General features: G+C 66.1%; 12 protein-coding genes. 6 read left to right on the top strand and 6 right to left on the bottom strand.

Annotation, left to right across the window (positions count from 1 at the left end; translation table 11 throughout):
- Positions 1–202: 202 nt before the first annotated feature.
- The 4 genes from VJ655_RS05485 to VJ655_RS05500 all read right to left on the bottom strand — a co-directional run bounded on the left by VJ655_RS05485 (position 203) and on the right by VJ655_RS05500 (position 2,752).
- Positions 203–448: a hypothetical protein gene (locus tag VJ655_RS05485; RefSeq protein ID WP_324110058.1), complete on the bottom strand. Its 246-nt coding sequence runs from the start codon at positions 446–448 to the stop codon at positions 203–205.
- Between the two features lie 151 nt (positions 449–599).
- On the bottom strand, positions 600–1,253 hold the full coding sequence (gene fsa / locus VJ655_RS05490; RefSeq protein ID WP_324110059.1) for a fructose-6-phosphate aldolase: 654 nt from the start codon (positions 1,251–1,253) through the stop codon (positions 600–602).
- A gap of 69 nt (positions 1,254–1,322) precedes the next feature.
- The gene (gene rfbD / locus VJ655_RS05495) at positions 1,323–2,210 is read right to left on the bottom strand and encodes a dTDP-4-dehydrorhamnose reductase (protein WP_324110060.1); all 888 of its coding nucleotides are present in this window, start codon (positions 2,208–2,210) and stop codon (positions 1,323–1,325) included.
- Complete coding sequence (locus VJ655_RS05500) at positions 2,207–2,752, bottom strand: HAD family hydrolase (RefSeq protein ID WP_324110061.1); 546 nt, start codon at positions 2,750–2,752, stop codon at positions 2,207–2,209. The genes rfbD and VJ655_RS05500 overlap by 4 nt, the downstream gene beginning before the upstream one ends.
- 98 nt (positions 2,753–2,850) lie before the next feature.
- On the opposite strand from VJ655_RS05500, the gene VJ655_RS05505 reads away from it, so the two are divergent.
- Complete coding sequence (locus tag VJ655_RS05505; protein ID WP_324110062.1) at positions 2,851–4,011, top strand: AGE family epimerase/isomerase; 1,161 nt, start codon at positions 2,851–2,853, stop codon at positions 4,009–4,011.
- A gap of 18 nt (positions 4,012–4,029) precedes the next feature.
- Here VJ655_RS05505 and VJ655_RS05510 read toward each other — a convergent pair whose 3' ends face one another.
- Positions 4,030–6,066, bottom strand: a complete 2,037-nt coding sequence (locus tag VJ655_RS05510; protein ID WP_324110063.1) for an NAD(+) synthase — start codon at positions 6,064–6,066, stop codon at positions 4,030–4,032.
- Positions 6,067–6,279: 213 nt separating this feature from the next.
- On the opposite strand from VJ655_RS05510, the gene tkt reads away from it, so the two are divergent.
- A complete protein-coding gene (gene tkt, locus VJ655_RS05515) occupies positions 6,280–8,238 on the top strand; it encodes a transketolase (protein WP_324110064.1) in 1,959 nt (652 codons plus the stop codon).
- 359 nt (positions 8,239–8,597) lie between these two features.
- Positions 8,598–9,758: a tyrosine-type recombinase/integrase gene (locus VJ655_RS05520; RefSeq protein WP_324110065.1), complete on the top strand. Its 1,161-nt coding sequence runs from the start codon at positions 8,598–8,600 to the stop codon at positions 9,756–9,758.
- Positions 9,759–9,806: 48 nt separating this feature from the next.
- Here the strand turns inward: VJ655_RS05520 and VJ655_RS05525 are convergent, their stop codons facing one another.
- A complete protein-coding gene (locus VJ655_RS05525; RefSeq protein WP_324110066.1) occupies positions 9,807–10,013 on the bottom strand; it encodes a helix-turn-helix transcriptional regulator in 207 nt (68 codons plus the stop codon).
- Between the two features lie 545 nt (positions 10,014–10,558).
- On the opposite strand from VJ655_RS05525, the gene VJ655_RS05530 reads away from it, so the two are divergent.
- Genes VJ655_RS05530 through VJ655_RS05540 form a run of 3 tightly spaced genes read left to right on the top strand, consistent with a single transcriptional unit; the run spans position 10,559 to position 11,843 of the window.
- Positions 10,559–11,050, top strand: a complete 492-nt coding sequence (locus VJ655_RS05530; protein WP_324110067.1) for a hypothetical protein — start codon at positions 10,559–10,561, stop codon at positions 11,048–11,050.
- Positions 11,047–11,505 (top strand): hypothetical protein, encoded by a 459-nt coding sequence (locus VJ655_RS05535; protein ID WP_324110068.1) that lies wholly within the window; start codon positions 11,047–11,049, stop codon positions 11,503–11,505. Before VJ655_RS05530 ends, VJ655_RS05535 begins: the two co-directional genes overlap by 4 nt.
- Positions 11,505–11,843, top strand: coding sequence for a sigma-70 region 4 domain-containing protein (locus tag VJ655_RS05540; protein WP_324110069.1), 339 nt, complete (start codon positions 11,505–11,507; stop codon positions 11,841–11,843). The genes VJ655_RS05535 and VJ655_RS05540 overlap by 1 nt, the downstream gene beginning before the upstream one ends.
- Positions 11,844–11,872: the final 29 nt, after the last annotated feature.

The following is an 11,872-nucleotide window of genomic DNA, read 5'->3' on the forward strand; positions in this document are numbered from 1 at the left end:
CCCGATCAGGTCGAGGGCCGATCCGGCGACCGGAGGCAGGCTTGACGCGGTATACTGGGATTTAGGGTCGTTCATGGCGCAGCTCCGCAGGCCAGGCGAAACGATTTTCCCTAGCTAGGCCTGTTTTCCCAACGAAGGGAAGAGCTGCTGGTTGCCGGCGTCGCTGGCGAGATTACGCTAGGCCATCCGATCCGAGCAACGCTCAGGCGGTTCCCAAGGTTCCATGCAGGCTGACCCATTCGCTGGCGAACTTGCGGCTGAGGCCGGCGTCCTCGAACACCACCTTGCGCAACTGTCCCAGGAATTCCGGGGTGTCGTGCACGATCACGAACGGAAAGTCGTTGGCCGAGAGAAAGCCCTGAAGAAAGCGCGAGAAACGATCGACGTCTTCGGGACCGGTAAGGCGGACTTCAGTCTCGGCGGTCGCGGGACCCTTTTGGGGAACCATGAGCGTGGCCCTCTGTGGACGGACCACATTTAACGCGCCAGAACGCGTTTGCGAACCAGCTTCGCTGTTGCGAAATAAACTGTGATCACTTGACTCTTCGAGAGACGGACGGAACGCCGCCTCTCGAAGCCGCGAAAGGCGCGGAAAAGCCTTACAGGATGGACTGCCCGGTCGAGGCCCAGTCCTTGAGGAACTGCTCCAGCCCCTTGTCGGTCAGGGGGTGCTTGTAAAGATCCGTGAACACGGCCGGCGGGATCGTGACGACGTCGGCGCCGACGATGGCGGCTTCCTTGACGTGGGCGGCGTTGCGCACCGAGGCGGCCAGGATCTCGGTCTCATAGCCGTAGTTGTCGTAGATCGTGCGGATGTCGCGGATCAGGTCCATGCCGTCGAAGCCGTAGTCATCCAGGCGGCCGATGAACGGCGAGACGAAGGTCGCCCCGGCCTTTGCCGCCAGCAGCGCCTGGGTCGGCGAGAAGCACAGGGTGACGTTGGTCTTGATCTCTTCGTCGGCGAAGGCCGCGCAGGCGATCAGGCCGTCGCGGGTCAGCGGGATCTTCACCACCACGTTCGGGGCGATGGCCGCCAGCTTCTTGCCCTCGGCGATCATCGCGTCGGCCGTCGTGGCCGCCACTTCGGCGCTGATCGGCCCCGGCACGAGGTCGCAGATCTCGGCGATCACTTCCAGCATCGGACGCCCCGCCTTGGCGATCAGGGTCGGGTTGGTGGTCACGCCGTCGATCAGGCCGGTCGTGGCCAGGTCGGCGATGACCTTGGTGTCGGTGCTGTCGAGGAAGATCTGCATGGTCGCTCGCGCTGTACTCTCTTGAGGATTGGAACCGGTTTATCGCGGGCGGGGCGGCGGCGCCAGCCGCTAGGCGGACAGTCCGGCCGCCACCAGCCGATCCGCCGTCCGCTCGACCGCGGCGCGCCAGGGCTCTGGCGTGAAACCGAACACCCGCTGAAGCTTCCCCGTGTCCAGAGGCGAGCGCGGCGGCCGGGGGGCGGGTTCCGGGAAAGCGGCCTGGGTCGTCGGCTCGACCCTGGCGCGGCTAAGGGGATCGCGGTCTATCGCCGCCTTGGCGAAGTCGAAGCGGCTCGTCTCGCCGGCGTTGGCGAAGTGGAACAGCCCGAAGGCCCGATCGCCAGCCGGAGCGGCCGCCCAGCGCGGCGCCGTGTCGACCAGGAACGCCGCCAGGGCCTCGCCGTCGGTCGGCGTGCCGAACTGATCGGCCACCACCTTGAGCGTCTCGCGCTCGCGGGCCAGCCGCAACATGAAGCTCACATAGTTGCGGCCATAACGGGAAAAGACCCAGGAGGCCCGCAGCACTACGCTGCGGGGCTGCGCCAGCGTCGCCTGTTCGCCCGCCAGCTTGGAGCGGCCATAGACATTGAGCGGCTGGGCCACGTCGGTTTCGACATAGGCGCTGCGCGTCAGACCGTCGAACACGGCGTCGGTCGACAGGTGTACGAACGGCAAATCCCGCTCGGCGCAGGCGGCGGCCATCGCGCCCGGCGCGGTCGCATTGACCGCGAACGCCTCATCGGGACGCTCTTCCGCCAAATCGACCTGGGTGAAGGCCGCTGTGTTCAGCACGAGGTCGCAATCCGCGGCCAGGATCGCGGCGCGGACGGCCCGCGGGTCCTTCAGATCGCAGTCGGCGCGGGACAGGGCGATCAACTCGACCCGCCCGCCTGGCGCGGCCGCCGCCTGAACGGCGGTCGCGACCTGACCGGTTCTGCCGAACTGCAGAATCCTCATCTCAGCATCGGAACCCGATCGCCCAGCACCTGGCCGATGAAGGCGCGCAGATCTCCGCCCTTGAACAGGTAGCCCGGCATTCCCGCCCGGGCGCCCGCCTCGATGTCGATGTGGCGATCGCCGATGATCACGGCCTCTTCCGGCGCCAGGCTCCAGTCGGCCAGGCCTCGCAGAACCATGCCGGGATTGGGCTTTCGGTCGGGATGGTCCGCGACGCGATAGCTCTCGATCACCGCCAGCTCGTGGAAGGGGCAGTGGTAGAAGGCGTCGATGCGCCCCCCGACCTCGGCAAGCTGGTCCTGCATGGCCGCGTGAAAGCGATCCAGCGCCATCTCGTCGAAATAGCCACGACCAACGCCGGACTGGTTGGTGACCACCAGCACCTTCAAGCCCGCCGCGGTCATGGCCGCCACCGCTTCACGGGCGCCTGTGATCCATTCGAGGCGCGCCGGATCGTAGACATAGCCGTGGTCGATGTTCAGCACGCCGTCCCGGTCCAGGAAGACGGCCTTGAGCGGCGGAAGGTCGAGAGCGCTGGTCATGATCCGACCACTACTCCCACACGGGCGCGAACGCCAAGTCACCGTCTTGGCCTCGTCACGCGACCTCGCCTAGAAAGGCGGACCGTCAGGAGCCTCCGATGACAAACGCCTTCGCCGACGCCACCCGCCTGCGCGACCGTCTGAAGACCTGGGCGACGGAAGCGGCCTATCCGTTGTGGTGGCGCGTGGGCGCAGACCATGGCAAGGGCGGCTTCTACGAGAAGATCGACCTGGAAGGTCATCCGGTCGATGGTCCCCGGCGCGGCCGTGTGCTGCCGCGCCAGATCTTCTCGTTCGCGATCGCCGGGGCGCTGGGCTGGGACGGCCCCTGGCGCGAGGCGGTCGAGCATGGCCTTGCGTTCTATCTCTCCGCCTATCGTCGCCCGGACGGTCTTTTCCGAACCTTGGTCGGACCTCACGGCGAAAGCCTCGACGAGACCGCCGAACTCTACGATCAGGCGTTCGCCATGTTCGCCCTGGCGGCGGTGGCCAAGGCCCTCCCCGCCCGCGCCCAGGAAGCCAAGGCGATCGCCGTGGCGGTGCGTGAAAAGCTGATCGCCGAGCGCAAGCATCCGGTCGCCGGCTTTCAGCTGAGCAACCCGCCGACCACGCCGCTGCAGTCCAACCCGCACATGCACCTATTCGAGGCCATGCTGGCCTGGAACGAGGTCGACGGCGACCCGGCCTGGCGCGCCCTGGCCGACGAAATCGCCGAGCTGGCGCTGTCGAAGTTCATCCAGGCCGAAACCGGCCAGCTGCGCGAGTTCTTCGATCTCGACTGGAATCCCGCTCCCGGCGTCGAGGGCCGGATCTGCGAGCCGGGCCATCAGTTCGAGTGGGGCTGGCTTCTGCTGCGCTGGGGCGAGCTTTCGAGCCGTCCCGACGCCACCGCGGCCGCCTTGCGGATGATCGATGACGCCGAAACCCACGGGGTCGACCTGGCGCGAGGGGTGGCGATCAACGCCCTGCTCGACGACTTCTCGATCCATGATGACGGCGCGCGCCTGTGGCCCCAGACCGAGCGCATCAAGGCCGCCGTCCTGGCCGCCAAAATCACGGGAGAGGCCAGATACTGGGACATGGCGGCCGCCGGCGCCGAGGGGCTTCTGGCCTATCTGCGCACGCCGCTCACCGGCCTATGGCGCGACAAGTACCAGCCCGACGAGACCTTCGTGGACGAGCCGGCGCCGGCCAGCTCGTTCTACCACATCGTCCTGGCGATCCTGGAGCTGGACAGGGCCGTCGGCGCGGCTTCGTAACCGCCGGCCGGGCGCCCGTCAGGCCGGAATGTTCGCGTCCAGCTCCGCCAGCCAGGCGTCGGCCGTGACGTCCGACGGCATCCGCCAGTCGCCGCGCGGAGACAAGGCGCCGCCGGACGAGATCTTGGGTCCGTTCGGCACGGCCGAACGCTTGAACTGGTTGGCGAAGAACCGCTTGAGGAACAGCTCGAGCCATTTCTTGATCTCGGCCAGGTCGTAGGCGCGGCGCGAGGCCGCCGGCAGGCCGACCGGCCAGGCGCCCTTGGCCGCGTCGTGCCAGGCGCTCCAGGCCAGGAAGGCGATCTTGGACGGCGCCATGCCGTAGCGGGTCAGGTAATAGAGATTGAAATCCTGCAGGGCGTAGGGACCGACGAAGCTCTCGGTCGCCTGCACCGCCTCGCCCGGCACCAGCTCCGGCGAGATCTCGGTGGCCAGGATGTCCTCCAGCAGCGCCGTGGTCGCCGCGTCGACGTCGCCGGAATGGGCCACGAAGCGGATCAGGTGCTGGATCAGGGTCTTGGGCGTCCCGCAATTGGGATTGTAGTGGCTCATGTGGTCGCCGACGCCATAGGTGCACCAGCCCAGGGCCAGCTCCGACAGGTCGCCGGTGCCCACCACCAGGGCGGCGTTACGGTTGGCCAGGCGGAACAGATAGTCCGTCCGCAGGCCCGCCTGCACGTTCTCGAAGGTCACGTCATAGACCGGCTCGCCGCGCCCGAACGGGTGGTCGAGATCCTTCAGCATCTGGGTCGCGGCCGGCCGGATGTCGAGTTCGGCGGCGGTGACGCCCATGGCCTCCATCAGCGCCCAGGCGTTGGACTTGGTGCGGTCGGAGGTGGCGAAGCCAGGCAGGGTGTAGGCCAGGATGTTGGCCCGGGGCAGGGCCAGCTGATCGACGGCCTTGGCCGCCACCAGCAGGGCCTGGGTGGAATCAAGCCCGCCCGACACGCCGATCACCAGCCTTTTCAGGCCCGAGGCCTCCAGGCGCCGGGCCAGACCCTGGACCTGTATATTGTAGGCCTCGTAGCAGTTCTCGCGCAGCTTGGCCGGGTCCGACGGCGTGAACGGGAAGCGTTCGACGGCGCGCGCCAAGGCCAGGTCGCCTTTCGGCGGCGAAAAGACGAACGAAGCCACGCGGAACGGGACCTTGGCCGGGTTCAGCGCCATGGCGTCGCCGAAGCTGCCGACACGCATGCGCTCCTGGCGGATCCTCTCGACATCGACGTCGGCGAAGGTCCAGGCCGGGCCGGTCGAGAACCGCGCCGTCTCGGCCAGCAGGGCGCCCATCTCGTGGATGTCGACATGGCCGTCCCAGGCCAGGTCCGTCGAGCTCTCGCCCGCGCCGGCGGCCGAATAGACATAGGCCGCGATCATCCGCGATGACTGGCTGGCGCACAGCAGCCGGCGGGTCTCGGACTTGCCGATGGTGATGTTGCTGGCCGACAGGTTCAGCAGGATCTCAGCCCCGGCCAGCGCCTGGGCGGTGCTCGGCGGGGTCGGCGTCCAGACGTCCTCGCAGATCTCGACGCCCGTCGTGAAAGGCGTCGGGCCGCTGGCCCGAAACAGGACGTCGGTCCCGAATGGAACGACCTGGCCGGCCAGGGTCAGGGTCTTGCCCGTGACGCCCGCGCCCGGCGTGAACCACCTGCGCTCGTAGAATTCGCGATAGTTGGGCAGGAAGCTCTTGGGAACGACGCCCAGCACCTGGCCGCCCTGGATCGCCACGGCCGTGTTGTAGAGCCGTCCAGCGTCACGCAACGGCGCGCCGACGACGATCAGCGGCCCCAGCTCCCGGCTCTCCTCGGCCAAGGTCGCGATGGCGGCCTCGACGGCGTCCAGCAGCACCTCCTGCTGCAGGAGATCGTCGACCGTGTAGCCCGTCAGACCCAGCTCGGGAAACACGATCACCGCCACGCCGGCCTCGTGCGCCTCGCGCGTCAGGGCCAGCACGCTACGGGCGTTCGCGGCCGGATCGGCCAGCTTCACCTTCGGAACGGCGGTGGCCACGCGAACGAAGCCGTGACGATAGGGCGAGAAGAACGACGGACTGGCCAAGCGACGCGCCTTTTGCCAAGGGAACCAGAGCTTATGCTGAAAATGAGCATAAGTCGTCCTCAAGCTATAACGCCTGCGGACGATGTTGCATAGCGTCCACGGCGGGCTTCCGGCTCCCGTCTTTAGCCCCTGTCGCGGGTTGACCCCCCCGGGGTTCCCATGCGACTGCGCCCCTCGCGCAGCCCTGCAAAACAAAGACAAGACGGTACTTCCATGCCCGTTTCGCCCATCAAGATGGCCGACGCGATCCGCGTCCTTTCCATGGACGCCGTGCACAAGGCCAAGTCCGGACACCAAGGCATGCCGATGGGCATGGCCGACGTAGCGACCGTCCTGTGGGGCAAGTTCCTGAAGTTCGACGCGTCCAAGCCCGACTGGGCCGATCGCGACCGCTTCGTGCTGTCGGCCGGCCACGGTTCGATGCTGCTCTATTCCCTGCTGCACCTGACCGGCTTCAAGGCCATGACGATGCGGCAGATCGAGAACTTCCGTCAGTGGGGTTCGCTGACCCCCGGCCATCCGGAAGTCCACCACACGCCTGGCGTCGAGACCACGACCGGCCCGCTGGGCCAGGGCCTGGCCACCGCCGTCGGCATGGCCATGGCCGAGGCTCATCTGGCCGGCCGCTTCGGCCATGACCTCGTGGACCACCGCACCTGGGTGATCGCCGGCGACGGCTGCCTGATGGAAGGGGTCAGCCACGAGGCCATCAGCATCGCCGGCCGCCTGCGCCTGAAGAAGCTGACGGTGCTGTTCGACGACAACAACACCACCATCGACGGCGAGGCGACGATTTCGGAAACCGGCGACCAGGTCGCCCGCTTCAAGGCCGCTGGCTGGGCCGTGAAGGTCGTCGACGGCCACGACCACGGCAAGATCGCCGCGGCCCTGCGCTGGGCCACCAAGCAGGACCGCCCGACCATGATCGCGTGCAAGACGCTGATCTCGAAGGGCGCGGGTCCCAAGGAAGGCGACCCCCACAGCCACGGCTACACCCTGTTCGACGACCAGATCAAAGCCGCCCGCGAGGCGATGGGCTGGGACGCCGCGCCGTTCACCGTGCCGGACGACATCGCCAAGGCCTGGAAGAGCGTCGGCCGACGCGGCGCCAAGGTCCGCAAGGCCTGGGAGGCCAAGCTCGCCGCCTCGATCCACGCCAGCGACTTCACCCGCGCCATGAAGGGCGAACTGCCGGCCAACGCCTTCGAGGCGCTGGACGCCCACATCGCCAAGGCCATCGAGACCAAGCCGGTCAACGCCACCCGCGTCCACTCCGGCTCGGCCCTGGACCACCTGATCCCGTCGATCCCGGAGATGATCGGCGGTTCGGCGGACCTGACCGGCTCGAACAACACCCTGGTCAAGGGCATGGGCGCGTTCGACACCCCCGACTACAAGGGGCGCTACGTCCACTACGGCGTGCGCGAGTTCGGCATGGCCGCGGCCATGAACGGCATGTCGCTGCACGGCGGCGTGATCCCCTATTCGGGCACCTTCCTGGCCTTCGCCGACTACAGCCGCGCGGCCATCCGCCTCGGCGCCCTGATGGAGACCCGCGTCATCCACGTGATGACCCACGATTCCATCGGCCTGGGCGAAGACGGCCCGACCCACCAGCCGGTCGAGCATGTCGCCAGCCTGCGCGCGATCCCGAACCTGCTGGTCTTCCGCCCCGCCGACGCGGTCGAGGCCGCCGAGTGCTGGAAGATCGCCCTGCGACACCAGCGCACGCCGTCGGTCATGGCCCTGTCGCGCCAGAAGACCCCGCACGTCCGCGCGCGGGGCGGCGACCTGTCGGCCAAGGGCGCCTACGAGCTGCTGGCGGCCGAGGGCGGCGAGGCCCAGGTCACCATCTTCGCCTCGGGCACCGAAGTCGGCGTCGCCGTGGCCGCGCGCGACATTCTGCAGGCCAAGGGCAAGCCGACCCGCGTCGTCTCGACCCCCTGCTGGGAGCTGTTCGACAAGCAGGACGCGTCCTACCAGGCTTCCGTTATTGGGACGGCGCCAGTCCGCGTCGCTGTGGAAGCCGGCATCCGCATGGGTTGGGAGCGCTTCATCGGCGAGAACGGCAAGTTCGTCGGCATGAAGAGCTTCGGCGCCTCGGCCCCGTTCGAGGTGCTGTACCAGAAGTTCGGCATCACCGCCGAAGCCGTCGCCGAAGCGGCGCTTTAGAGACGTCATCCCCGGCCGCGCTTGCGCGAGCCGGGGCCTTCGGCGGCGCGAGCCGTTCCGGTTCTATCCGTTTGATTCTAAAGTCTGTCCATCCGGTGTGGAGGATTCCCTCCAAGCCGGACGCGCTCCATCCACGCTCGAAGCCGAGGCGATACGGGGTCTTGGGAGGTCCTTGGTGGAGCCGAGGATGATCTAGGGATCTAACCAGGACGTCTCATTCCGTCCCAAAACATGTTTATCTCCATATAGTTGATCGATATTCCCGTTTCAGGTAATCTCACTTTGTCCCCTGAAATCCGCATCAAAAGTGTGGGGAAAACGAGGGGAAAATCGGAGGCTCCAGAACAGGGACTTCTAACTTGTCGCTTACAGCCCTGAAGGTGAAGAACGCGAAAGCCGGTCGCCATTGCGACGGGCGCGGCCTGTATCTCGATGTTCAGCCCAGTGGATCGCGGTCGTGGCTTTTCCGTATCCAGTTCCAGGGGGTGCGTCGCGATTTCGGCTTGGGCTCCGTGCGGGACGTTTGCCTCGCCGACGCGCGGATCGCGGCGGCCGAGATGCGTCGGAAAGTCAGGAGCGGGGGTGACCCAGCCGCCGAACGTCGAAGCGCTCGTCGGTCCGTTCCGTCGTTCGAGTCCGCTGCCCGCGCCTGTTACGAGACCTTGAAGGCGGGCTGGAAGGATAGCCGGCAGGGTATTTGGATCGCCAGCTTCGAGCGGCATGTTTTTCCAATGATCGGGTCTAAGCCCGTGGACACGGTCGATGCGCTCGTTGTTCGAGATGTTCTGGAGCCGATTTGGCTGACGGTGCCTGATACCGCCAATAAGGTGCTTCAGCGGATCAATGCGGTTCTCGACTTCGCGCACATCAAGGGCTGGATTAGTAATGAAGTTTCCCTGCGATCGGTCCGCAAGGGACTTCCGCGCCAGAATAACACTGGCTCGCACTATGCGGCGATGCCCTATCAGGATGTGCCAGCCTTCCTCCAAGCAGTTGCGGCGATGCCGCCAACCCTTGGTCGGGATGCTCTGCAACTGACCGTCTACACGGCTGTGCGCTCCAACGAGACGCGGTTTGCGGTCTGGAGTGAATTCGACCTCGACAAGGGCGTCTGGTCGATTCCGGCCGAGCGCATGAAGATGAAGGTGGCCCATGCCGTCCCGCTATCGAAGCCCGCCCTCGCCCTCCTACGGCGAATGCACGATGATCGGGTGGACGACGATGAACTCCTGTTCTCTCCAAATGGGGTCAAGCCCATCAGCGACATGACGATGTCCAAGGTGCTCCGCGACATGAAGATCGAGAACGTGACCGTTCACGGCTTCCGCAGCGCCTTCACCGACTGGTCGTCGGAGACGACTGATTTCCCCAAGGAGGTCGCCGACAAGGCGCTGGCGCACAAGATTCCAGATCGGGTCGAAGCCGCCTATCGCCGGACGGACTTTTTCGAAAAGCGACGCAAGCTGATGCAGGCCTGGGCTGACTATCTGGCCACGTCCCCAAAGACCAAGTCAAATTAGCTATCGGAGCTTGCGGCGATAATGCAGCAGCCCTGATTTCCGTGGCGCCTATCTTCCCCTTTCGTCCACGCGAAAACCGGCAGGGTCGTTGATCCAGCGATTGATAGAGGATTCATGCCATCCCGCGCCGTGGACGCTAATCGGTACCTGGCGAGGAAACGTGCCCTCACCGATCTTGCGGTAGAGAGTCGATCGGCTCAGCCCCGTGCGCGCCAGCACGGTCTTGAGGCGAACGATGCGGTCGAGGTCGGCCATCGTTTCAAGCTCCACAGACTGGGATCTGAAGGCATTCGATGGGCCAGAATTGGATTGCTTGCCTCTGGCGGCAAGGCCTCGCGGGGCCAGATCGTACTCTGGGAAACAAAGACAGGCCCTAGGCGCCTCTAGCGAAGGTGAAACCGTACCTCCATGACGCCGGCTGCGTACTCCAATGAGGTTGGGCGGGGTTCGCTGCGGCGCTACCGCCCTACTTCTTAAGCCGAACACCAGGGCCTGCAGTTTCATCGGCCATCTGGAAGATCACGCCCGCTGCCTCAAGTGCGCGGCGCACAGCCTCGACGTTATCGACAGAACTACGACCCGGCCCGACCGCACTTTCCATCCGCCGGATTGTCGGCAGCGATAGGCCTGCGGCCTCCGCAAGCTTTGGGCCATTCCAATCCACAAGGGCTCGCGCGGCCCGAATTTGAGCGGCCGTCAGCATGTCGTTTTATTATTAGTAAAGCACACGATATTTTTCGCTTGCCGAATAGCGTCGTTGGTGATACTAAAGGAGTAATGCACATTCAGGACTAGATGTCATGGACTCGCGCCTTCAGGCGGAGAGTGCGGACGTGCGCGCGCGCCGACCATCCCGGCGCTTCGTGCTCGCTGGCGGCTCCGCAGCACCCTTTGTCACTGGCGCCGCCGCCGGTGATACCGACCCTGAGGTCGCGAGGTGCGCTAGCTGGCTCGCCATCGACGCTGAACAGCGCCGCCTCCAACTTGAATGGGGCAGGCTGGAAGGCTGGCTGATCACCCATCGCAGCTGGTACAAACTCGCGCCCGCCCAGCAGGCCGAAATCCGCGAAGGCACCAGGCTCGCCGAAATCGACGCACGGCTCAATATGCTGGAGGTCGAGGGACACGCCCTCCTCAAGGCCATGCGGCCGAGGCCAGCCAAAAGCGTCGAGGCCGTCATCGCCAACCTGTCAGTGGCGGCGCGCCTGATCTTCGTGGAGGATCATCCCGAGGCACACGGTTTGATCACCCGCGCGGTCCGCGACCTCGCCGCCTTCTCCGGTGGAAAGTGACCCGCCGCGTTCCCCGGCGACGCGACGGCACCGACCGCACTCTTGCGGCAACGTTTCTCCGTAACGCCGCTGGCTTCCACCAAGGCGCCAAGGCGGTGCTGACGCGACACCACGAAGGCGCCCGCTACTTCCTGGCCATCGCCATCGAACTGGCGCTGAAAGCGTACCTGCTCGACCGAGGGATCAGCGACGACTGGAACCGCGTCTACCTCCTGCACGACCTCGTCAAGGTGCTCCGGTTTGCACGACGCGCCGGCTTTACCGACGCTCCCGCCAAGCTGCCCGAACTAGCCGCGCTTCTCAGCCCTTACTATAGCGTCCACGCCATCTCAGAGATGTCGCCGCAAGCCATCGGATCGGTCTGCTGGGCGGAGGCTTGCGAAACTGTCGGCGCGCTCATCGGCGCCGTCGTCGAGGCTGCCGGGGCGGATGGTCGTCGAGAAGGCGCAGCGTGATGGCCCGCCTTCGCCTGCCTTGGCCCTCTGTCGTCAGCCAGTGGTGGCGCTGGCGACATCCTAGCCTCTGGCGGGGCCGGACCTTCGATCCTCACAACAGCCAGCAGGTCATGTCCTATGCGGTCTTGCGGCTTCGCCAGGAGACGCGAGACGTTTTCCTGCTCAACCACATCAAGGCGCTCGACTACGCGCTGATCGCGCGTCACCTCGGTTTGTCTGTCGCCGATGTCCAGGCTCGGCTCGCCGAGGCGCTCTTCGAGATCTCGCGCACGGTTGATCTGATCGAGCGCGCCCGTCCTCAATCCAAACTGTCCAGAGCGGAGCATCCCAATGTCTGACGACAAGGGGCCATTCGCCGTGTCCCGGC

The organism is Caulobacter sp. (assembly GCF_035254145.1).
Lineage (GTDB): Bacteria > Pseudomonadota > Alphaproteobacteria > Caulobacterales > Caulobacteraceae > Caulobacter.